The sequence below is a fragment of the Clostridium sp. SY8519 genome (assembly GCF_000270305.1).
Classification (GTDB): domain Bacteria; phylum Bacillota; class Clostridia; order Lachnospirales; family Lachnospiraceae; genus SY8519.
In genome coordinates this window covers 1,134,917-1,156,966 of the sequence record NC_015737.1, presented here as the reverse complement: position 1 = coordinate 1,156,966, position 22,050 = coordinate 1,134,917, and the positions used below count along the sequence as shown (strand labels likewise).

20 protein-coding genes are annotated in these 22,050 nt (G+C 49.2%); 8 read left to right on the top strand and 12 right to left on the bottom strand.

From position 1 onward, the window contains the following. Window positions 1–18: 18 nt before the first annotated feature. Entirely contained in the window at window positions 19–2,316 is a 2,298-nt protein-coding gene (lon, locus tag CXIVA_RS05530) for an endopeptidase La (RefSeq protein ID WP_013977013.1), read from the bottom strand. Between the two features lie 285 nt (window positions 2,317–2,601). Here lon and CXIVA_RS05525 point away from each other — a divergent pair, with 285 nt between their 5' ends. After that, complete coding sequence (locus CXIVA_RS05525) at window positions 2,602–2,973, top strand: helix-turn-helix domain-containing protein (protein WP_013977012.1); 372 nt, start codon at window positions 2,602–2,604, stop codon at window positions 2,971–2,973. An 8-nt stretch (window positions 2,974–2,981) separates the two neighbouring features. On the opposite strand, the gene CXIVA_RS05520 is transcribed toward CXIVA_RS05525, so the two are convergent. From CXIVA_RS05520 to CXIVA_RS05475, 10 genes are all read right to left on the bottom strand, one after another. Next, window positions 2,982–3,716 (bottom strand): C39 family peptidase, encoded by a 735-nt coding sequence (locus tag CXIVA_RS05520; protein WP_013977011.1) that lies wholly within the window; start codon window positions 3,714–3,716, stop codon window positions 2,982–2,984. Between the two features lie 79 nt (window positions 3,717–3,795). Continuing rightward, on the bottom strand, window positions 3,796–4,929 hold the full coding sequence (locus CXIVA_RS05515; RefSeq protein WP_013977010.1) for a HAMP domain-containing sensor histidine kinase: 1,134 nt from the start codon (window positions 4,927–4,929) through the stop codon (window positions 3,796–3,798). Further along, window positions 4,922–5,632 (bottom strand): VanR-ABDEGLN family response regulator transcription factor, encoded by a 711-nt coding sequence (vanR, locus tag CXIVA_RS05510; RefSeq protein WP_041727653.1) that lies wholly within the window; start codon window positions 5,630–5,632, stop codon window positions 4,922–4,924. The genes CXIVA_RS05515 and vanR overlap by 8 nt, the downstream gene beginning before the upstream one ends. A gap of 198 nt (window positions 5,633–5,830) precedes the next feature. Continuing rightward, entirely contained in the window at window positions 5,831–6,586 is a 756-nt protein-coding gene (locus tag CXIVA_RS05505) for an aminotransferase class IV (RefSeq protein ID WP_013977008.1), read from the bottom strand. Next, a complete protein-coding gene (gene pabB, locus CXIVA_RS05500; protein WP_013977007.1) occupies window positions 6,567–8,102 on the bottom strand; it encodes an aminodeoxychorismate synthase component I in 1,536 nt (511 codons plus the stop codon). Before pabB ends, CXIVA_RS05505 begins: the two co-directional genes overlap by 20 nt. After that, on the bottom strand, window positions 8,099–8,701 hold the full coding sequence (locus tag CXIVA_RS05495) for an aminodeoxychorismate/anthranilate synthase component II (RefSeq protein ID WP_013977006.1): 603 nt from the start codon (window positions 8,699–8,701) through the stop codon (window positions 8,099–8,101). Before CXIVA_RS05495 ends, pabB begins: the two co-directional genes overlap by 4 nt. A 227-nt stretch (window positions 8,702–8,928) precedes the next feature. Next, window positions 8,929–9,408, bottom strand: coding sequence for a GNAT family N-acetyltransferase (locus tag CXIVA_RS05490; protein WP_013977005.1), 480 nt, complete (start codon window positions 9,406–9,408; stop codon window positions 8,929–8,931). 73 nt (window positions 9,409–9,481) lie between these two features. Beyond that, a complete protein-coding gene (locus CXIVA_RS05485; protein ID WP_013977004.1) occupies window positions 9,482–10,594 on the bottom strand; it encodes an aldo/keto reductase in 1,113 nt (370 codons plus the stop codon). Between the two features lie 68 nt (window positions 10,595–10,662). After that, entirely contained in the window at window positions 10,663–11,085 is a 423-nt protein-coding gene (locus CXIVA_RS05480; RefSeq protein ID WP_013977003.1) for a DUF523 domain-containing protein, read from the bottom strand. Between the two features lie 78 nt (window positions 11,086–11,163). Further along, the gene (locus tag CXIVA_RS05475) at window positions 11,164–12,615 is read right to left on the bottom strand and encodes a sigma 54-interacting transcriptional regulator (RefSeq protein ID WP_013977002.1); all 1,452 of its coding nucleotides are present in this window, start codon (window positions 12,613–12,615) and stop codon (window positions 11,164–11,166) included. 239 nt (window positions 12,616–12,854) lie between these two features. Here CXIVA_RS05475 and CXIVA_RS05470 point away from each other — a divergent pair, with 239 nt between their 5' ends. From CXIVA_RS05470 to CXIVA_RS05440, 7 genes are all read left to right on the top strand, one after another. Then, window positions 12,855–13,721: a 3-keto-5-aminohexanoate cleavage protein gene (locus CXIVA_RS05470; protein WP_013977001.1), complete on the top strand. Its 867-nt coding sequence runs from the start codon at window positions 12,855–12,857 to the stop codon at window positions 13,719–13,721. A gap of 33 nt (window positions 13,722–13,754) precedes the next feature. Continuing rightward, a complete protein-coding gene (locus tag CXIVA_RS05465) occupies window positions 13,755–15,101 on the top strand; it encodes a GntP family permease (RefSeq protein ID WP_013977000.1) in 1,347 nt (448 codons plus the stop codon). Between the two features lie 96 nt (window positions 15,102–15,197). Beyond that, window positions 15,198–16,103 (top strand): 3-hydroxyacyl-CoA dehydrogenase family protein, encoded by a 906-nt coding sequence (locus tag CXIVA_RS05460; RefSeq protein ID WP_013976999.1) that lies wholly within the window; start codon window positions 15,198–15,200, stop codon window positions 16,101–16,103. A gap of 37 nt (window positions 16,104–16,140) precedes the next feature. After that, entirely contained in the window at window positions 16,141–17,316 is a 1,176-nt protein-coding gene (locus CXIVA_RS05455; protein WP_013976998.1) for a thiolase family protein, read from the top strand. A 36-nt stretch (window positions 17,317–17,352) separates the two neighbouring features. Further along, the gene (locus CXIVA_RS05450) at window positions 17,353–18,198 is read left to right on the top strand and encodes a 3-hydroxyacyl-CoA dehydrogenase NAD-binding domain-containing protein (protein ID WP_013976997.1); all 846 of its coding nucleotides are present in this window, start codon (window positions 17,353–17,355) and stop codon (window positions 18,196–18,198) included. After that, window positions 18,195–19,508 carry an acetyl-CoA hydrolase/transferase C-terminal domain-containing protein gene (locus CXIVA_RS05445; protein WP_013976996.1) on the top strand — a complete coding sequence of 438 codons (1,314 nt, stop codon included), beginning with the start codon at window positions 18,195–18,197 and terminating at the stop codon, window positions 19,506–19,508. Before CXIVA_RS05450 ends, CXIVA_RS05445 begins: the two co-directional genes overlap by 4 nt. Window positions 19,509–19,566: 58 nt before the next feature. Next, window positions 19,567–20,595, top strand: coding sequence for a 2-dehydropantoate 2-reductase (locus tag CXIVA_RS05440; RefSeq protein WP_013976995.1), 1,029 nt, complete (start codon window positions 19,567–19,569; stop codon window positions 20,593–20,595). An 85-nt stretch (window positions 20,596–20,680) separates the two neighbouring features. Here CXIVA_RS05440 and CXIVA_RS05435 read toward each other — a convergent pair whose 3' ends face one another. Then, complete coding sequence (locus tag CXIVA_RS05435) at window positions 20,681–21,892, bottom strand: acetyl-CoA hydrolase/transferase C-terminal domain-containing protein (protein WP_083835058.1); 1,212 nt, start codon at window positions 21,890–21,892, stop codon at window positions 20,681–20,683. Window positions 21,893–22,050: the final 158 nt, after the last annotated feature.

The following is a 22,050-nucleotide window of genomic DNA, read 5'->3' as shown; positions in this document are numbered from 1 at the left end:
TTTCTGGTTTCTGTATTCTTATGCCGCATGGATTTCACTACGTTCCAGCAGTCCGGTCTGTTCCAGTACATCTGTCACTTCGCTGACCGGTATAATCGTCAGTTTCTCTTTCACTTCATCGGCCACATCTTTCAGATCAGCCACATTTTCCTCAGGAATAAATACTTTTTTCGCTCCAGCCCGTTCTGCTGCCATCAGCTTCTCCGGAAGGCCGCCGATGGGCGTAACTGCGCCCCGCAGGGATACTTCGCCGGTCATGGCAATTTCCGGATCTACGGCACGGCCGGTCACCAGTGACGCAATCGCCGTAGTCAGCGTGATGCCTGCCGAAGGGCCATCTTTCGGAGTAGCGCCTGCCGGCACATGCACATGCAGGTCATTTTCTTCAAACAGGTTTGCTTTGTCCGGATACATGGATTTCACCAGACTGATGGCGATGGATACCGATTCCTTCATGACATCGCCCAGCTGACCGGTGATAATCGTGCGGCCCTTGCCCTTGGTGAACATGGTCTCGATAAACAGGATGGTTCCGCCCACTCTGGTCCAGGCCAGCCCGGTTACAATACCCGCTTTCTGCTTCTGCAGCACATGATCATGGGTAATCGGACGCATATCCAGATACTCTTTTACAATCTCCGGGTCTGCCGTGATCTTTGTATCCTGATTCTTCACGATCTCTACCGCCGCGGTTCTGCAGATGGTATCGATCCGCTTTTTCAGTCCCCGGACCCCGGCTTCCATCGTATAATCATCAATAATGGTCTGCAGGGCCTCATCGGTCAGTTCCAGGCTTCCCTCCGGAAGGCCCATACTCTGCATTGCCTTCGGGATCAGATGCTTCCGAGCAATCTGGAATTTTTCAATCGGCGTATAGCCGGAGAACTGGATCACTTCCATTCGGTTCAACAGCGGCTCCGGTATGGTGTCCAGGCTGTTGGCTGTGCATACAAACAGCACATCCGACAGATCATAGGGTACATTCATATAATGATCCGTAAAGGTGCTGTTCTGCTCCGGATCCAGGACTTCCAGCAATGCACTGGCCGGATCCCCGTTGTAGGAAGCGGACAGTTTATCCACCTCATCCAGTACCATGACCGGATTGGATACACCGCTTTTCTGGATGCCATCCATGATACGTCCAGGCATAGCTCCGATATAGGTTCTTCTGTGACCGCGGATATCTGCTTCGTCACGCACACCGCCCAGGCTGACCCGGACATACTTCCGGTGCAGCGCCTTCGCGATGCCCTGGCCGATACTGGTCTTGCCGGTACCCGGTGCGCCGACAAACAGGAGGATCGAACCGGACTGTTTTTTCTGCAGATTCATCACTGCGATCTGCTGAATCACACGTTTTTTCACTTTTTCCAGGCCGAAATGGTCCTCATCCAGGATCCGCTCCGCTTCTGACAGATCAATGAATTCCGGCTCTTCCTTCTTCCAGTTCAGGCTGGTGACAAAGTCCAGATAGTCATACAGCATGCCGTTCTCTGCGCCCTGGGAACCGCCCTGTTTCAGCCGGTTCAGTACTTTTTCCGCTTCTTTGCGGGCCTCCTCATTCATGCCAGATTCTTCGATCTTTAATTCGATCTTGCGCAGATCAGACATTTCTTCCGGATGCATCTCATCCAGTTCCTTCTGCAGATATTCCATCTGCTTTTTGATGGCCTGCTCCCGGTAAATCTTCTGGTAATCCGCTTCCTGCGCGTCCTTGGCCTCTCCCGTGACTTTGGTCATCTCCAGATGCTCATAGACCATCTGCTCCATTTTCTCCATACGTGCCTTGCTGCTGTCTTCCTCCAGAATCGCGTATTTTTCTTCCGCGGAATTCGTCAGCCACTGGGACATCATAGACGTCACTTCTCCCACCGACTGCATGGACAGGATATACGGCCGGGCCATCGCGCCCCACTGGAATCCAGCCGAAAACTGCACCAGCGCCTGCTTCAGGTGATCCAGATGCTCTCTGTGCTCCTCTTCGGTCAGATCATCGATATCCGATTTTCTGGAAATTGTAAGCTCAATATTCAGGCCCGGGGTAATGATGACTTCTTCTATATTGACACGGTTCGCAGTATCGATGACGATAAATCCCTGCTGATTGATCTCTGAAATACTGCCGGATACACCGATGGGCTGAAATTCGTCCACTTTCATATCCTCCCGCTCCCGGTTCACCCGGGATACGATGAAGACCACCCGTTCCCCGATCTTCGGATCTCTTCTGGCCGCTTTCTTAAACTGCTCCGTCTGCAGATACATTTTGGCATATGGTGCCACGATTGTATTATATACAGGTACTACGATCATGTGATTCCCTCCATTTCTTTCTGAAATCCGCAGTCCCTGGGACTGCGCTGCACCCGCGGGCATCTCTCGCCACCCTGTCAGCACTTTGTACTGTCGAGTGCTAATATAATGGTAAAATATATGGCTTCCCATGGAAGCCTGCATACCGTAAAATAGCTTTCGACGGCTCCGATCGGCATCCTGTTTTTCCTCTGTCGATCTGCCCTTGCTTTTTACTGGTATAGAAATTATACTAAGGATAAATAAAAAATGCAAGTAAAAATTTAAAGTTAAAGGGGATCTGATATGTTCGAACATATGAGTTATGAAGAATTCAAGCATTACGCGGGGCAGGAGGAGTCCTGCTGTATTTCCTCCTGCATGGTCATGAAGACGCTGCAGCTGCTGGGCGGCAAATGGCGTCTGCTGGTGCTCTATCAGCTGGCCAAACGTCCCTCCTACCGGTTTGGCGAACTGCGCAGATCGATTCCGAACATCACCAACACCATGCTGACCAATACCCTGCGGGAACTGGAAGAAGCCGGTCTCGTCCACCGGGAGCAGTTCAACGAAATCCCGCCCCATGTGGAATATTCCATCACGGATATGGGCAAAGATCTCTTTCCGGTATTCTTCGAAATGGCCCGGTGGGGCAGCCGGTACTTTTCGGAGTCCTGATGCCTCTGTCAGCCAAAAATCCACACCTGCCGGATCTGACGGATCAGACGGTCCGCATCCCAGCTTCTGCTGCGGCGCCTGCTGTTTGGATCATTCACGGAAATACGCTGAAACGCTGACACTCCGGTCAGCACAATGAAATGTCCGGATGAGGTGAAGTCACCGGGCCCTACACTGGCTATGATTGCCTTTCCGGACTCTAGCGCAGACAGAATCTCTTCCTTCTCCGGCGCCCTCTGTTTCACCTTCAAGCCCAACCGTCTGCCTCCTTTGCTCATCAGATCCCAGGATGAGCCTTGGCCTTTGATATAATATCCCTGTTTTTCCGCCCAGCGGGCGGTTTTTAAAGGATTCCACCGGGTATCTCCCGTCAGTCCGCAGTACACCATGGACAGGCTGGTCGGTCCGCATCCGGTCAGCGCCAGATAGTTTCCCCCGTATTTCCGATAGCCCCAGCGCTTATCCCACTGAAGAAACAGCGGAATTTCTCCTTTCTGTACCTCACCTTGAAGATCAATCGTGAACTTCGTGTGTCTGTATCTGTAGTAATTTTTTACAAATCTGCAGGTCTCCCGGTTCCGTTTTGCCAGTTCCACCAGCTGTTTCGGGTAGCCGCCGGTTTCCAGTTTCCTGATCTCAGCGTTCCGTACAGCGGCTGAAACAGCGGCTGACAGCACCAGCAGCAAAATAACGGCCGCCATGATCCGCCCGGTTCTTCTTTTTCTTCTTACTCTTTTTCCCATAGAAAAACTCCTCTCTGCCTGTATATACTAGCAAAAGAGGAGCTGTTATTTCTTTTCCGCGCGTGACCTGTTTCCTGCGTTATTCTGACCCATTTCTTACTTTTTCCTGACGGCAGTCTGAGGGCAGCAAAATCTCAAAGCATGTGACTCCCTCCCGGCTGCATGCCGTCACCGTCCCATGATGCAGTTCAATAATCACCTTTGCTATGGCAAGTCCCAGACCGGCTCCGCCGGACCGGGTATTTCGTGCGTCGTCCACGCGGTAGAACTGCTCAAACAGATGGCTGATTTTGTCCGGCGGAATCGTCGGTCCGTGATTTTTCATCTGAATCTGTATCTGATCCTCCGTACGGTTCGCCGTCAGTTCCAGCGCCGTATCCGGATCACTGTAGCTGATTGCGTTGCGTATCAGATTGTCAAAGACCCTCTGCATCTTTTCCGCGTCAAACCACGCCTCGATCTGCTCCTGAATCCGCGTCTTCCAGGTCATATGGTTCTGTTCCAGCAGAGGCGTATATTCCGATACCATCTGTTCCAGCATACGGCTCATATTTCTTTGCTCGGGAGACAGCCGCATATCCGTGAGGGAAAACTTCGTAATATCAAAGAATTCCTCCACCAGTTCCTGCAGCCGTTCCGCCTTCTCATACGCGATCTTTGTATATTTCTGCTTCTGTTCTTCCCGAAGATTCGGATTTTCCTGAATCAGGGATAAATACCCCAGCACACTGGTCAGCGGCGTCTTCAGATCATGCGCCAGATAAAGAATCAGATCATTTCGTTTCTGATTTTCTTCCTGCAGATGCCGTTCATTCTGAAGCGCCTCCACACGGAATTCGTTCATTCGTTTCTCCGCCGGGCGCAGTTTTGCCGACAGACGGATCGGCCGTTCCTTTTCCATTGCCATCTGTTCTGCCGCCTGTATCAGCTCATCCAGATAGCGCAGCGGCCTGCGGATAAAATATATCGTATATCCGATCCACGCCAGAACCGGAACCGCAAACAGTCCGATCGTCACCGCCTCATCATTGAACGCAAAATACCCTCCGCTTTCTTTTATCAGCCGGGGCCAGAGCGTCTGATTCGCAAAAACTATCCACAAAACCGACAGGCCGAGAAAAATCAGCAGATGCAGCAGATAGACGGCCGTCAGCTTTTTCCCGAGACTTCGCCGGACAATCTGTTCTTTTTCTGTCTGTCGTCTCTTATTCAATGGTATACCCTACTCCCCAGATGGTCTTGACATACTTCGGATGGCGCGGCGGTTCTTTCATTTTTCCCCGCAGCCGGGCAATATGCGCCATCACAGTATTGTCATTGTCCAGGAACGCCTCGCCCCAGACCTGTTCAAACAAGGTTTCCGATGATATCACTTTCCCCCTGTTCCGGCACAGAAACAGCAGAATATCAAACTCCAGCGGAGTCAGATCCAGCTCCGCGCCATTCAGAAAACATTTGTGCGTATCCGCATTGATGGTCAGCCCCCGGATACTGATCTCTTCCTGCGGCAGATCACCGGTTCCTGCCGGGCAGAGCGCGTTGTAGCGTGTGGAGCGCCGCAGCTGAGCTTTGACTCTGGCCACCAGTTCCAGCGGTTCAAAGGGTTTGGTCATATAATCATCCGCCCCCAATGTCAGTCCGTTCAGCTTGTCGGTTTCCTGATTCTTCGCGGTCAGCAGAATAATCGGGAAGAAATGCCGCTGTCGGATTCTCCGCATCAGCTCCATACCATCCATATCCGGAAGCATCAGATCCAGTACGGCCAGGGCAACGGGTTCGGCATCCGCACATTCCAGAACACCTGCGGCCTGATAGAATTTCTCCACTTCATAGCCTTCATTTTTCAAATAAATCTCAATCAGATCCGCGATTTCTTTTTCATCATCCACGACCAGAATTTTGTTCTCTTTTTTCATACACGCGCAGCTTTCTTCTCCCGGGCGAATTGCTCCGGCTACTGTTTTCCTGTCTGAATTCCAGTATAGCATCCGCGCTTTTTCTCCGCAATGCCGCAGACATCCTCCGATCTTCCTCTGCGGCAATCATACGATCCGCCTCTGTGGCTATCCATCAATCCGCATCCGTGTCTATCCTCCGCTCCTTCTCCGCGTCTGTCACGCGGTAACGGCTGCCTCTGTATCCTTCCGATACCGCTCCATACACCGCTCAGTCACAGGCCCCCGGGCATAGCAGACATCTCCCAGCTCAAGCACCGGCATAATCCCCATCAGCGAATTGGTGACAAAACACTCTTCCATCTGTTCCGCGTCCCTAGGATACAGAACCGTCTCCCGGCAGAAAAACGTCTGCAGCACATACCTTCTGAGAATTCCCGGCAGAAGTCCGCAGGACTGCTTTGGCGTAAAGATCTGTCCCTGCTTAACGAAAAACAGATTCGTGGTGCTGCCTTCGCACAATTCCCCCCGGGTATTCAGAAATACGACTTCATCGATCGGAAGATTTTTTGTCCGTCTTTTTTCCAGGATATTGTCACCGTAATTCATGGTTTTGTGATACACCAGCGGAGAGGTCTCATTGCGCAGCACCGGGCTGTACGCCAGACGGAATCCGCGGTCTTTTACTGCTTCGGTATAGGGATTTTTCCGCAGGGAAAAAATTTTGTTTTTTTCGGACACCATAAACTTACATGCCCGCTGCTCCTGTCCGGATCCCGGTTCCTTCGCTGCATTCTGATCGATCCAGCGGATTACTTCTTCCGCGTTTACTTTCTGTGAAATATGCAGAAACTCCAGGGACCGCCGCAGGCGTTCCAGATGCCAGTCCAGAAAAAGCGGGGTATTTTCCTGCAGTGCGATGGTTTCAAAGGCGCCCAGGCCGAACTGCACGCCGTCATCCAACTGTATATTCATAGACTTCCCCTTCTCCTTTTCTGCAGTTTAATACATCCAGCAGCGCTTTTGCCTTCTGCCAGGTCTCTTCATATTCAAATGCCGGATCCGACTCGCAGGTGATTCCGCCGCCGGCTCCCAGCGTATAGGTGCCGTCCCGACAGACAGCCGTCCGGATCACAATATTAAAATCACAGTCCCCGTTCAGGGACAGATAGCCGATGGAACCGGTGTAAAGCCCCCGGCGACTGTATTCTTCCTGATCAATCAGTTCCATAGCCCGCCGCTTCGGCGCGCCCGTAATGGAACCGCCCGGAAAAGCGGCCTCCAGCAGATCCACCGCATTTTTTCCCGGTCGGATCTGCCCTTCCACATCTGCCACCAGGTGGAACACTGTCGCATAAGATTCCACACAAAAAAGCTCTCTGACCTGTACGGAACCCGGCACACATACCCGGTTCAGGTCATTGCGCTCCAGATCCACGATCATCAGCAGCTCACTCTGATCCTTCTCGGACTGTGCCAGTTCCTCCTTCAGCCGCGCGTCTTCTTCCGGGGTGCTTCCCCGTTTCCTTGTGCCTTTGATGGGACGTGTGCGGATCTTTCCCTTCCGCATCCGGAGAAAACGTTCCGGAGACGCGCAGACCACCTGAAATTTCCCATAGTCCAGATACGCGCCAAACGGCGACGGATTCTGCTGCCGCAGCCGGCAGAACATCTCATAGGGCGGACACGGGCTGCTGATCCGCAGCTGCTGCGTCATGTTCACCACATAGATGTCGCCGTCCGTAATGTATTGAATCATATGTTCCAGGGCTTCCTGATAACTTTCTTCGGTAAAATCGGCCGAAACACGTCCTTCACCGAACGCTTTCCGGCTTAACGCGCCTTCCGGAGTTTCCGCCTTCCGCGGTCTTCCGGAGACGCTCCTTTCCGGCTCTGCCTGACGTGCCGTCTCATCTTCCCCGACATCCAGCGCCTCCCGCACCGGATCTTTTCCGTCCTCACATTCTCCCGGCCCGGTCTGTACCGGCTCTTCCGCTGCCTCCAGCAGTTCCCGCAGCGCGGCAATTCCCTCCTCCGCCGGTTCCGTATAGCCGTTTGCAATAAGCGAAAGTCTGTGGTTCTTATGATCTTCCACCACAAAGAAATCATAAAAGACCATCACCGCCTCCGGCAGATCCTTTTCCTTCCCGTGCCTGGTCCGAATTCCCTCTTTTTCCCGGCCGAAATCATAGGAAAAACAGCCCACCGCACCGGATACCAACGGAAGCTCTGTTTCGTTTTCTTCCTGGTTTTCGCTCAGATACTGCTTCAGGAATGCAGAAAAAGAAACTGCGGAAGGCCTGCCGTTTATCCTGCATACACCATCCTGCTGCCCCAGCCGCAGATAGGGACGGCAGGCAAGGATGGAATACTGCCCCAGCTCCCCGCGGGAGGAGGAATCCAGAAACACCGCTTCTTCTTTCTGACGCATCCGTGAGAATATCTGATCTGCCGGCGGATACACAAAAAGTGTCTCAATCTTTCGCATCATCCGGCCCTTCTTTCCGTCTGCCGTGGAAAACTCCGGCAGATCTTATGAAAATTCTCCAGCAGCTCATGGCCATACTCTGTCAGCACGGCTTCCGGATGAAACTGTACGCCATACACGGGCAGCGTTCGGTGGCGCAGACCCATAATTGCGCCGTCTTCCGCCCGCGCCGTAATCTGCAGCTCCCCGGGCAGCCGCTCCTCCGACACTACCAGAGAATGATATCTGGTAACCGGAAACTCCTGCGGCAGCCCCTGGAACAGCCCCCTGCCGTCATGCCGGATCCGGCTGAGCTTTCCATGCATCGGACGGGCGCCATGACACACGTCTGCGCCGTAATACCAGCCAATCAGCTGATGGCCCAGACACACACCGAGAATCGGCACTTTTCCCTGAAAAATTTCCAAAATCTGCCGGGATTCCACCGCGTCCCGGGGGCGCTTCGGTCCCGGCGACAGAATAATCCCTTCCGGACGCAGCGCGTTTATTTCCTCCGGCGAAACCTGGTCCGCCCGCCGAACCAGCACCTCGCAGCCGTTCTCCTCCAGATACGCGCTCAGATTATACACAAATGAATCATAATTATCGATCAGATAATACAAAAAGGGTTCCTCCTTTCATAACAACAAAACAACAGATGTCGTCGTACAGTCGTTATCTTGAGAGGAACCCAAGTCCGTAACCTGTAAGATTGTTTACTGAGAATAACTATAACCCCGGACAGCCGCTTTTTCAAGTCCCGGGTCCGGCAATTCTGCCTGTCCGCAGTTCGCAGACAGACGCCGTTTGCTGTGTTTTCACAGTATTGGAAAACACCATGCTGTGCAGTTTATTCCGCAAAATCCTTCAATGTATCGCCGGTCAGCCGGTAAATCGTCCATTCTGACTGCGGCTGCGCTCCCAGGGACAGATAAAAGTCAATGCTGGGCTGGTTCCAGTCCAGGCATACCCATTCCAGCCGCCCGCAGCCCCGCTCCACAGCAATGGACGCCAGTTTCTTTAATAATGCCTTTCCATAGCCCATTCCGCGATACTCCTGCTTCACAAACAAATCTTCCAGATACAGACCGGCCCGGCCGAGGAACGTGGAAAAATTGTGGAAAAACAGTGCAAACCCCACCTCTGCTCCGTCTTCCAGCACAAAAATCACTTCTGCCTTCTGCCGGTCAAAAATCCACTCTTCCAGTGTCTGCTCATCCGCCACTACCTCATCCAGCATACGCTCGTACTCTGCCAGCTGTCGGATAAACTGCAGAATCAGTGCTGTGTCTTCCCGCTTCGCGCAGCGGAAGGTAACCTTTTTCTCCATAGACATCCCCTTTTTTCTCTGCTATGTGAACATGCTTCTTTTGTACCCAATGTACCGCACTTTGGTCCCTGTTTCAAGCATTCTCTTCCTGCTGCCACTGCACACACTGCTTCAGATAGTCCCGGACCTCCAGACGCTGGGGGCAGGCCTCCTCGCACTGACCGCAGCCGATACAGAGCTCCGCTCCATGGCCGCCCTGTATGATGGGCGCAATCTCTTTTCGGAAGGCATCCGAATCCCCATTTTCCAGTCTCTGATTCATGGCATGAAAGATTTCCGGAATCATGATCTGTTTCGGACATCCGCCAGTACAGTAATGGCAGGAAGTGCAGGCAATGGACGCGTCCCGGCCCAGGATCTCCTGCGCTCTGCGGATCACCTCCCGCTCCTTCGCATCCAGAGGCCGAAATTCTTTCATAAAGGAAAGATTATCCTTCATCTGCTCGATATCTGACATGCCGGAAAGCACCGTCATGACTCCATCCAGAGACGCCGCATACCGGATTGCCCAGGAAGCAAAGGAAGCATCCGGATTCGCTTCTGTAAGTAATTCTCGAATCTGACGCTTCGGATTGGCCAGACTGCCGCCCTTCACCGGTTCCATCACGATCACCGGTTTTCCATACTTCTGCGCCACTTCATAATTCGCTCTTCCCATAATCCGCGGATTTTCCCAGTCTGCGTAATTGATCTGCAGCTGTACAAAATCCACGTCCGGATGCTCCAAAAGCAGCTGCTCCAGCAGATCCGGCCCCGCATGAAAAGAAAACCCGTAATGGCGGATCAGTCCCTGTTCTTTCAGCCCCCTGACATACTCCCAGATATGATATCGGTCATACGACTTATGGTTAATATTCATGAGTGCGTGCAGCAGATAATAGTCAAAATATCCTGCCTTCGTCCGCTTCAGGCTGGTATAAAACTGCTGTTTCGCGGCTTTTTCATTCCGGACCAGCATCCATGCGTTCAGTTTTGTGGCCAGCTGGAAAGTCTCCCGGGGATACCGCTCCACCAGCGCTTTGCGGATGGCTTCTTCCGAACCCGGGTAGACATAGGCAGTGTCAAAATAGGAAAATCCTGCCTCCATAAACAAGTCCACCATTTCCTTTACCTGTTCCACATCGATAAACAGGCCCCGTCTGGGCAGACGCATCAGGCCGAATCCCAGTTTTCCTGTCTGTTCCATTTGACTGTCTTCCTTTCTTGTCACGCGTTCTTTTTAAAGCGCTCTGTTGCTGCTGCTTTTCTGAATTTTTATTTTTCCAGATCTTCCACATCCACTACCCGGAATCCGTTCTGAATCAGCAGCTCTGCCGTGACTCCCGGCCCATCTGTCAGCCTGCCGGAAAATGTCCCGTCATACCGCTGCTTCACACCGCAGCTTGGGCTGCGTGACTGCAGAATGATAAGATCCGGCTGCTCCCGCCGGGCAATCTCCAGACACTGCTGCGCTCCGGCGCGGAACGCGTCATCCACATCTTTTCCGTCTTTGGTCGTCACTCTTCCGTTCCGGAGTTCGGACGGAACCCTTGGTGTCGGCAGCCCGCCCATGACTTCTGGGCAGACCGTGATGACTTCATTTTTAGCGGCAAGGCGAAGAACGGATTCGTTTCGGTTATTGCCGCCGTTGTATTTGCAATTTTGACCCATCAGGCAGGCGCTGATCATTAATTTCATGGGGTAGTTTTCCTCTTCAAAGCAAACTGCATGGTCTGAATTTAGTTGTTTTGGTATGTACATGAACAAAAAATTCTACTATTCTTCATCTTTATAACGGATGTGGTATTTTGCAATTTTTCTGGCAACCGACGATTGATTCATTCGCAGAATTTCTGCCGCTTTATAAGTGCTTTTTGTCTCCAGCATAATATCTTTGATAATCGCCGCTTCATACATCTCAACACATTCTTTCAGGGAAAAATGGTCCGGATCTTTGTAATAGGATTTCATATAATTTGTATAGAATTCCTGGCTCATCAAAAAATCACTGCCGGTTTTCTCCCCGCCAAATTCAACAGAACTGGGAATTGAATCAATGTAAAGCTGGTATTCCGGTGTCATAATCACTAATTTCTCCAGGACATTGCGCAATTCCCTGACATTTCCCGGCCAGTCATAATTCAGCAAAATCCGCATCAGCTCCGGCGTGGCCATCTTTACTGTATTATATTTGTTGGACAGTTTTTTCAAAAAATAATGTACCAATGGGATAATATCTTCTTTCCGTTCTCTTAATGGCGGAATCCAAAAAGAAACGATATTAATCCGATAGTACAGGTCACTGCGAAACGTACCGTTTGCGATGCAGTCCTTTAAATTCACATTGGTTGCCGCAATAAATCTGCAGTTCAGTGTACGCTCTTTTGTCGAACCAATTCGATAGTACTTTTTCGTCTCCAAAACACGCAGAAGTTTTCCCTGCATAGACAGCGGCATAGAATTAATCTCATCCAGAAAAATAACGCCTCCATCTGCAGCCTCAAACAGTCCTTTTTTCCCGGTTTTCGAACTTCCCGTAAAACTTCCCGGATCATAACCAAATAATTCTGATTCAAACAGAGCCTCCGGTATAGAGGAACAGTTCAGCGCAATTACTTTTTTCATTCCATCACTGCTTTGGCTGATAATATAGTCCACCAGAACCTGCTTCCCTGTTCCAGTTTCACCGGTAATCAGTATATTCGTATCATAATCCGCTATTTTTCTGGCTGTGGCAAGGAGCGATTTCATATAACTGTTCACACAAATAAATCCCCCTGTCTCACTCCCGGATGCTTCCTTTGACATATCCTGCCTTGTCTCACACAGCTGCTCGCCGCATTCATCCTGCAGATAATCAAAGGTCTTCAGTTCGACGACTACATAATCAACCTCTCCCTCCTCATTCAAAACCGGCGTAGCTGTTCCCATCTGCTTATAAGAATAAAAATTGGTTATTTTTACATCACTGATCCGTGTGATACGCCTTTTTTCCTGAAAAGCAACTGTAGTAATTGGATTTTCCACCTGCACTCCGCCTTTCTGAAATTTAAATACATTTAAGGAAAGCGCGTACTCCAAATTAGCACCCGTCATATCTAACAGGGCCTGATTCGCAAAGATCAGATCGCCAGACGCATTTACAACAAAAATCCCCTCACTTAAGTGATTCAGAAGATCCCTTCCCATGTCTGACTGAAGCAAAGCAATATAATTCTTCTGTACCATATCTTTCGTCTCCCTATTGCCCCTTTCTTTTCTGCGCATAAACAGATGAATCATTTTTATTATATCAATTTTAATGCACATGCGCATTATTATGCTAACAAATTCCGCCATAATGCACAATTGGTTGATAACTAGTTTTGTTATTCCCGAAATAATGCATATTTCACTTGCAGAAATACTGGCACCAGTTATGCATATATTTCAATACAAGAAAACAGTTATTTCCAGGAGGTGTGTTTATGAACAATCTGAACAACAAAGTAATCATTACTGCTGCATTAACAGGGGCTCTGACACCTAAGGGTTACAAAATCCCGGAGACCCCCGATGAAATTGCAGAAAGCGCATATCAATGCTGGAAAGAAGGTGCTGCTGTTGTGCACATCCACACGCGGGCCAAAGACGGTCTCGGCGCAATGGTGACGGAAGATTTTCTGGAAATTGTCAAAAAAATCCGTGCTTATCCGGACTGTGATGTAATAATCAACTGCACTTCTTCCGGTTCGACACCGGCGCATATGTGTCCGGACGAAATGCGTTACCGCCATCACGAACTGTGCCCGGAAATAGAAATGGGTTCCGTGGATTCCGGATCCATGAACTTCACACCCATTGCTGTATTCGAAAACAGTCCTCAGTTTCTGGAAAATATCCTGAAGGCATATAACAAGCACGATGTAAAACCGGAATTTGAAATTTTTGATGCTGGCATGATCTCCAACGTGAACTATTACTACAAACAGGGATTGATTCAGAAGCCAATGCATTTTCAGTTCTGCATGGGCGTCACCGGAGGGGTTCCCGCAACCGTAGAACATCTCGCATTTCTCTCTCACCAGCTTCCGGAGGGATCCACCTGGTCTGCATTCGGCATCGGCTCCGGCCATATGCCAATTCTCTACGCTGCCATCGCCCTTGGCGGTCATGTCCGCGTGGGGTTGGAAGATAATGTAATTTACGGCTTTGATGAAAACGGCGAAAAAATCATCGCCACAAATGAAATGCTTGTCAAACGCGCAGCGGAAGCTATCCGTCTGTTTGGAAAGCAGCCGGCAACCTCTGCGGAAGCAAGAGAAATCCTCAGTTTAAAACCGCTGGTTCGTTAATTCTCTACGCAAAGAAAGGACGGTGAATATAGTATGACAATACTTGGAATTATCGGTTTGTTTTTAGGCATTGTTGTCATGATTGTCTTTGCATACAAGGGTCTTTCTGCTGTCCCGTTAAGTCTGCTCTCCGGTGCCGTTGTATGTATTTTTAATGGCATTAACATCTGGACCGGATTTGCAAAAGGGTGGGCCGGCGGCCTTGCCACCATTTTCTCCGCATATTATATCCTGTTTTTTGCTTCTACCTGCTTCGCTAACGTAATGGGCGAAACCGGGGCATGCAGTGCTATTGCATACAAATTCCTGGACTGGTTCGGCAAAAAACACATCCTGACGGTATTATCTCTGTTTTGTTTTGTGCTCTGCTATGGCGGCATCAGTTTCTTTGTATGCATGTTTGCAGTCGGTCCGATCATGTTCAAGTTATTTGAAGAACTTAACATTCCACGGAAACTGACCATATTACCCATTGCAATCGGCGGTGCCTCCTGGTCCATGGCTGCACCCGGAAGCACTCAGCTGCAGAATGTAATTCCCACCAAACTCGGCACCTCACTGATGGCTGCACCTGCCCTTGGTTTTTTCATGACTGCAGTCGGTCTTCTCCTCAGCATTCTTTATACCGAACATGTATATAAAAAGGAAATGGCTCTCGTTCATTCCGGAGCACAGGCCGGCTGGGATCCCACCTGGAAAAGCCCGGTCAAAGGTCAGCTTAAAAACAAAGGCGACCTGCCGTCTCCTCTGGCTTCCTTTTTGCCATTGCTGGTTTTAATTGCCTTTATTGTAATCGGAAGTCTGACCAGTTTTGTCGGCAATGCAACACTTCTTTCCTGCCTGGGAATGGCAATCGCATTCATCCTTTGCTTCTGCATCAATTTCAAATATTTGCCCAAAGGAAAGTTTGAGGTATTAAAAAGCCTCTTTGCTGACAGCGCTTCCTCTGCCGCAAGTTCTGCCCTTGTATTAGGCGCAATCGTTGGTTTTGGAAGTATTGTATCTTCCACCGCAGCATTTCAGAATATCCTGCAGTGGCTGATTGGTCTGAACATTCCGATTTACTGGAAAGGAGTTCTTTCCACGAGCGTTCTGGCCGGTATCACCGCATCTGCTTCTTCCGGTGGACAGCTATGTATGCAGTATCTGGGAGATTATTTTATCAATTCCGGATGCGATCTGAATATTCTGCATCGTCTGATCGCATTTTCATCTATAACTTTTGATTCTCTCCCGCATTCGACCGGCTGCTTCTTAATGTTTGCATACCTGGGTGTAAATCACAAACTGAGCTACAAATACGCATTTTGGATCTGCACCGTATTTACAACCATTATTACATTCGGTACGACTGCCGTCATCAGTCTGATTGGCATCTGATCGGTTTTGATTTGTCTGCCGGCACAGGCAGGGAAACGCTTTCGTTACTCTGCCAGAAACTGCTGAACTGAGTGAATTTTTGAAAGGAACCTTCTTATGAAACAATATCGCGTATTATTTATCGGCACTGGAATGATCGGCATCGGACTTGCTGCAAATGCTCTCATCCATGATTTCGACGTCTCTCTGTATGACGTTGTTCCGGAAGATAAGATTCTGATGAATCTGAAACAGACACTGAAACATTTAACAGCAGCAGGCGTTCTTACGCAAGAAGCTGCAGAGCAGAAAATAAAAAATGCCAAACTGTTTACAGATCTTACCGAAGCTTTAAAAGAAGATCCGGACTTCGTTCAGGAGTCTGTTCCGGAGCGTGAAGATTTAAAACGCTCGATTTACAAAACGATCCAGGATACTCTGGGGAATTCGCCCATTATTCTGAGTACAACCAGTCATTATTTTCCAAGTGTGCTTCAGCAGAATGCCTCATATCCCGACCGCATCTTTGTCACGCATCCGTACAATCCTTCCTATCTGCTGCCTTTAGTTGAAATATGCAATCCAATTGCGTCAGAAGAAACTATGAATCAGGTACTGGATTTCTATACTGCCATGGGAAAAACTCCTATCGTATGCAAAAAGGAAGTCGACGGCTATCTTGTGAATAATATTGCCTGGCAGGTTCTCTTTACCGCTATGGATCTTGTTGAGCAGGGGGTCTGCACTGTGGAAGACGTGGATCGAGCCATCATGTTCGGTCCGGGCATGCGCATGGCAATCCTCGGCCAGATCATGTGCATCAGTCTTGGAATTGACGGTGGTATTGCAAAAGGACCTGAGAAATACGGTCTTCCCCACAAAGATATTTATGACATCGCCGGCAAAGGGGTCGAAGAGGAAATTTCCCACCGTGATCCGTCTATGGGCAACACGGTGGAAAGTCTGAATCTCTGGCGTGACAAAGCACTGGTGGAAATTCTGAAGATTCAGCATATGATATAAAATCTGAACATTTATTACAGAAGAGATAGGAGGAACTATGCATAAAGGGTTAAATGATGTTGTTATCGTCGGTTACGGCAGATCCGCTGTCGCAAAAAGCGGAAAACACGGAGCTCTTCGTATGATGCATCCGGTTGATCTGGGCGGCCAGATTCTTCGGGGTGTTCTCGACAAAATACCGGCTCTGAAGGACAGTGATATTGATGATGTCATTGTAGGATGTGCACAGCAGGAACTGAGCCAAAGTTTCAATATCGGCCGTTTAGTCGCTCAGCGCGCAGGGCTTCCGGACTCTGTTTCCGGCATGTCCTGCAATCGCTTCTGCTCATCCGGTCTGCAGTCTGTTGCCCTTGCTGCCGCATCGATTCATGCCGGATTTGCTGATGTCATTGTTGCCGGCGGAGTGGAATCCATGTCTTCGATTCCGATTAATTATGACAATATGAAAAAATCCATTAACCCATGGATTTGGACAAATAAACCCGCCAACTACTCTGCCATGGGTATCACAGCGGAAAACGTAGCAAAAAAATACGGCATTACCCGGTTGGATATGGAGGAGTTTACGGTTTCCAGCCATAAAAAGGCAGCTGCCGCTCAGACAGCCGGCCGTTTAGCGCCTTCCATTCTGCCTCTGACCGGAACAGACGATGAGGGTAAGGAAATCGTATTCTGCCAGGATCAGGGAATTCGAAAAAACACAAGTCTGGAATCACTTGCCAGCTTGGAGCCCTGCTTCAAAAAAGACGGCCTCGTAACTGCAGGTACATCTTCTCCCACCAGCGATGGCGCAGGATTTGTCATTTTGATGTCTGAAGAAAAAGCGAAAGAACTGAACATTTCTCCAATCGCAAAATTCACCGGATTTTCCGTTGCCGGACTGGATCCTGCATATATGGGGCTTGGTCCCATCTACGCTGTCCCCAAAGTAATGGAAGAAACCGGCCTGACGACAGATGATATGGATGTCATCGAACTGAACGAGGCATTCGCCGTGCAGGCCCTGATGTGTATTCGCAAATTAGGGCTTCCTCCGGATCGAGTCAATCCAAACGGCGGTGCATTAGCTCTCGGCCACCCTCTTGGAGCCACCGGCGCGATTCTCATCTGCAAGGCACTGGATGAACTGCAGCGGATACATGGAACCTATTCGCTCATCACTATGTGCATTGGCGGCGGTATGGGGGCTGCCGGTATCCTGCAGTTAATCTGATATCCCGCAAATAATTGATGAATGGAGGAATTTGTTATGAAAGTATGTATTGTAGGCGCAGGTACCATGGGAAGAGGAATCGCTCAGGTTTTTGCTGCACAGGATTCAAACTCTGTCTATCTGTGTGACTTAACCGAAGAACTGGCTGCAGGCGGGAAAGAGCGAATTCTCCATTCCCTGGCACACCTTGTGAAAAAGGGTACTCTGCCGCAGGAACAGGTTCAGGCCATATCAGACCGGATAATCACCGGAACGATCTCCATTGCTTCTGATGCCGATCTGGTGATCGAAGCGGTAAAAGAAGACTGTACCGTAAAAAAAGAAACCTTCCGACAGCTGGAAGAAATTGTTCCCAAAAACTGTATGTTTGCATCCAACACTTCTTCTCTGTCTGTTACAGAAATCAGCAAGGGACTGGATCGCCCGGTAATCGGCATGCATTTCTTCAATCCCGCCCCGGTTATGAAGCTTGTGGAAATTGTCCGCGGCGAACTGTCCTCCGATTCACAGGTAAAACAGGCGAAACAGATCGCTGTTTCGATCGGGAAGATTCCGATTGAAATCAAAGAATCCGCCGGATTTGCAGTGAACCGAATTCTAGCACCCATGTTAAATGAAGCCGCCTATGAATTATATGAAGGGATTGCCACACGGGAAGATATTGACCAGGCAATGGTACTTGGCACCAATATGCCAATGGGTCCGTTAAGACTCGCTGACTATGTCGGCCTCGATATCTGCCTGGCAGCACTGGAAACCTTACAGTTTGAATTCGGAAATCCGAAATACAGCCCCTGCCCGCTGATCCGGAAACTGGTTCGTGCCGGCAAACTGGGAGTAAAAACAGGGGAAGGCTTTTATAACTACAGGAGTCAGGAATGAAAACAGCTGAAAAAACAAAAACAAACAAAATATGTTCCCCGGAAGAGGCGGTAAAACTGATCCGCGCACATGACCGGGTTTTCATCGGCCTGATCAGCAATACCACGCCTTTGCTGAACCGTGCTCTCTGGGCACGCAGGAACGAATTGTCTGATATCACGCTGATCAGCGGTATGTCTCTCGATCCTTCCCCTCTTTTAACAGAAACCTGTGAAAATGACCCGTTTTCACTGCTTTCCATGTATCTGGGTCCCTTTGAACGCCAGGCAATTCAGCTGAAAAAAACACATGGCTACACATCTGTTCACTTAAGCGAAATAGATAAATGGTTCTCGGAAATAGGAAAAATTACGGTCGCTTTTCTTGCTGTATCTGCCCCGGATGCATCCGGCATGATGTCTTTCGGCCCTTCCGGCGGAAGTATATACCGATATATTCTGGAAACAGCCGACCGGGTCATTCTTGAAATCAATCCTGATATGCCCTATGTATACGGAAGCGATACGCTCATAGCGGCAGAAGAAGCGGACGCCATTGTTGTTTCAGAAGGCAGGATGCCGCAGATTCCAGATATCCCGCCTTCTCCCGCCATGGAGAAAATTTCTGAGTATATCAATCCGATGGTGGAAGACGGATCCACCATCCAGCTCGGTATCGGCGGTTTATCGACAGCAATCGGCAACAGCCTTACTTCTAAAAATGACCTGGGTATTTTTTCGGAAATGTTCTGCAGCTCTATGATGCTGCTGATGAAAAACGGAAATGTTACCAATCGTTCCAAGGGATTCATGAACGGAAAGTCGGTGTTTGCCTTTGCAGCCGGCACCGGTGAACTATACGATTTTATGGATCACAATGAATTACTGTATAATGTTCCGTTTCCCTGCGCAAACGATCCGCGCAATATTATGAAAAACAATCGCATGATTTCCATCAATACTGCCCTGGCATTAAATATTTACGGCGAAACTGCTGCCGATGCCCTTGGATATAAACAGTACAGCGCAATCGGCGGTCAGCTGGACTATGTCCGGGGTGCGCAATGGTCCAAAGGCGGGAAATCTATTATTGCCTTGGAATCCAGTTACATGAAAAACGGTAAGCGGCACAGTAAAATTAACTTTAATTTTCCGGAAGGAACGCCTATTTCCACTCCGCGTTCCGATATTGAATATGTCGTAACCGAGTATGGTTATGCTAATTTAAGAGATTTAACAATTGCTGACCGTGCCCGGGCAATTATTGAACTTGCCCATCCGGATTTCAGGGATGAACTGCGTGATAAGGCAAAACACTCCGGTATTTTCTAACCATCAGCAGCTATATCCCGTCACTGTTTTCGCACGCAAAAAGGAGGTGTATCAAACCATGATAAAACGAATCGCCATTATGGGATGCGGATCCCTGGGAACAATACTCGGTGCTTATCTCAGCCGTGCCGGCCTGGATGTCACTATGGTTGATATCTGGGAAGAACATGTAAATACCTTAAACACACAGGGAGCCTCTGTCTCCGGCGGTACCGAAATGACTGTTCCGGTCAAAGCCTGCACTCCGGATCAAATGACCGGTACTTTTGACCTGTTTTTCTATATGACCAAGCAGACCTTTAATGAAACTGCTATTCCTCAGATGATACAGCATTGCGGCACCGACAGCATTATCTGCACCTGCCAGAACGGTCTTCCGGAACTCGCCGTAGCGGAATACTATCCAAAAGAAAAAATCATGGGTGCTACGGTCGGATGGCCGGCAACCTTCCTTGGGCCCGGGAAATCGAAGCTGACCTGTCCCACGGATTCCCCGCTGTTTGAATTTCATCTCGGACGGCTGACCGGTGAACCGGACGGCACCCTGCATGAAGTACAGCAGATTCTGGAAAAAATGTGTCCCGGCCATGTCACAATCACCAGCCATCTGTTAGCTGACCGTTGGTCAAAAATTATGATCAACGCAACCTTTTCCGGCATGTCTACCGTATGCGCAGACACCTTTGCCGCTGTCATTAATAATGACCGCTCCATGATCTGTGCCGCGCGTATCGGTCGGGAATGTATTCGGGTATGCCATGCCATGGATATTACTCTTCCGTCGATTTTCGGCATTAACTTTAACCAGCTGTTTCAGTTTACCGATCAGGCAGAAGAACAGCATGCGGTCGAAGTCATCCGCAAGTATTTCGGAACAATTGCCGGCAAAGCTTCCATGCTTCAGGATCTGGAAAAAGGACGCAAATGTGAAATTCGTTTTATCAACGGTGTGGTTAGTCAGTATGCCAAAAAATATAAGATAGAAACCCCATATAACGACTCTGTTGTAAAGATTGTTTCAGAAATAGAATCCGGAACCCGTCCTTTGCAAAACAATCTTGACTCCATGCCGAATTTATCTCTGTAGATCTGCCGCATAAGACGAAAGGAAACAGCGTCTTGGAGTATATCCCCTCTTACTCCAAGACGCTTTCCAGCCTCACCTTTTCAAATCATATCAAATACCTTTTTCTTGCTGCAAATTTCAGTTCTTCGCGAAATTTCGGATGCGCGATATTGATCAGCTGTTCCGTTCTCTGACGAACCGTATTTCCCCGCATTTTCGCTACTCCATACTCCGTCACGATATAGTCTGATTCATTTTTTCCTGTAGTAACTATTGCGCCAGGTGTCAGGATCGGCTTTATGCGGCTGACAGTTCCGTTTTCTGCAGTAGAAGGAAAACAAATAAAGCTTTTTCCCCCTGCCGACGCATTGGCTCCCCGCACAAAATCCAGTTGTCCGCCTGTTCCGGAAATGTGACGAGTACCAATGGATTCCGCGCAAACCTGCCCGAAAAAATCTACCTCCAGCGCAGAATTTATACTCATAAAATTCGGAATTTCTGCAATCACATTTGGTTCGTTCACATAATCCACCGACAAAAAACGGAAATACGGATTCGAATCCACTGTCTCATACATATGCTGAGAACCTAATGCAAAAGCAGCTACAGAAACCCCTGTATCGATCGGTTTCTTCGAATTATCCACTGCTCCCGCTTCCATCAACTCGATCATACGATTCGTTAACAGTTCCGTATGAATTCCAAGATGCCTTTTATTTTTTAATGCTTTCCCCACTGCATCCGGAATTGCTCCGATTCCAAACTGAACCGTTGCACCGTCTGGTATCCTCTCCGCCACCAGCTCCCCGATTTTCGTACTTATCTCATCCCCCGGAAAAACCGGAAGGCTTAGAAGAGGTTCCGTTTTTTCCGCTAATTTTTCAATCTGTGTAATATGAATTCTAGGGGCTCCGCATACTTTCGGTAAATTTTCATTTACCTGCACGTAAATATGCGGACACTGCTCCAGCAATACCTTTCCAAGCGATCCGTTGCAGGTATTAAAATACCCTTCTTCATCCATCGGCGCCGCCTGCAGAATCCACGCATCGAGCCTAACGTCTTTTCTCAGCAGTTCCGGTCCTTCATGATAATTAAAAGGCATCATATCCCCGCATCCGCGATTAATTCCATCCCGGGCCCCCGCGCCTGAAAACCAGGACACGCCCAATATACGCCCAGCGTCCGGCTCCTGATAGCAGAAATAACGGTAGGCATCTAATAAGATATGGAACGTTATGCCTTCCAGCTTTCTTTGCTTTACTCTTGTTTCAATTGCGCGAATAAGCCCCAGCGGCTGTCCCAAAGGCGCATCCATAAAAATCTTCCATCCTGACTGTATGGATTCTGCCAGATGATCAAGCTCCGTCTTTCGTTCACAATACAATCTGTAAATATCCGCCACGCACTTTCCCCCCTTCCCTTCCGGATAGATCCGCTGATTTTCTGTGCAGGCAACCGTCTTCCTATGAGACG

Coding starts and splice junctions, on each gene's coding strand:
- lon (WP_013977013.1), bottom strand. CDS start 2,316: ATGATCGTAGTACCTGTATATAATACAATCGTGGCACCATATGCCAAA.
- CXIVA_RS05525 (WP_013977012.1), top strand. CDS start 2,602: ATGTTCGAACATATGAGTTATGAAGAATTCAAGCATTACGCGGGGCAG.
- CXIVA_RS05520 (WP_013977011.1), bottom strand. CDS start 3,716: ATGGGAAAAAGAGTAAGAAGAAAAAGAAGAACCGGGCGGATCATGGCG.
- vanR (WP_041727653.1), bottom strand. CDS start 5,632: ATGAAAAAAGAGAACAAAATTCTGGTCGTGGATGATGAAAAAGAAATC.
- CXIVA_RS05505 (WP_013977008.1), bottom strand. CDS start 6,586: ATGAATATACAGTTGGATGACGGCGTGCAGTTCGGCCTGGGCGCCTTT.
- pabB (WP_013977007.1), bottom strand. CDS start 8,102: ATGATGCGAAAGATTGAGACACTTTTTGTGTATCCGCCGGCAGATCAG.
- CXIVA_RS05490 (WP_013977005.1), bottom strand. CDS start 9,408: ATGGAGAAAAAGGTTACCTTCCGCTGCGCGAAGCGGGAAGACACAGCA.
- CXIVA_RS05485 (WP_013977004.1), bottom strand. CDS start 10,594: ATGGAACAGACAGGAAAACTGGGATTCGGCCTGATGCGTCTGCCCAGA.
- CXIVA_RS05480 (WP_013977003.1), bottom strand. CDS start 11,085: ATGAAATTAATGATCAGCGCCTGCCTGATGGGTCAAAATTGCAAATAC.
- CXIVA_RS05475 (WP_013977002.1), bottom strand. CDS start 12,615: ATGGTACAGAAGAATTATATTGCTTTGCTTCAGTCAGACATGGGAAGG.
- CXIVA_RS05470 (WP_013977001.1), top strand. CDS start 12,855: ATGAACAATCTGAACAACAAAGTAATCATTACTGCTGCATTAACAGGG.
- CXIVA_RS05465 (WP_013977000.1), top strand. CDS start 13,755: ATGACAATACTTGGAATTATCGGTTTGTTTTTAGGCATTGTTGTCATG.
- CXIVA_RS05460 (WP_013976999.1), top strand. CDS start 15,198: ATGAAACAATATCGCGTATTATTTATCGGCACTGGAATGATCGGCATC.
- CXIVA_RS05455 (WP_013976998.1), top strand. CDS start 16,141: ATGCATAAAGGGTTAAATGATGTTGTTATCGTCGGTTACGGCAGATCC.
- CXIVA_RS05450 (WP_013976997.1), top strand. CDS start 17,353: ATGAAAGTATGTATTGTAGGCGCAGGTACCATGGGAAGAGGAATCGCT.
- CXIVA_RS05445 (WP_013976996.1), top strand. CDS start 18,195: ATGAAAACAGCTGAAAAAACAAAAACAAACAAAATATGTTCCCCGGAA.
- CXIVA_RS05440 (WP_013976995.1), top strand. CDS start 19,567: ATGATAAAACGAATCGCCATTATGGGATGCGGATCCCTGGGAACAATA.
- CXIVA_RS05435 (WP_083835058.1), bottom strand. CDS start 21,892: ATGGATGCGCCTTTGGGACAGCCGCTGGGGCTTATTCGCGCAATTGAA.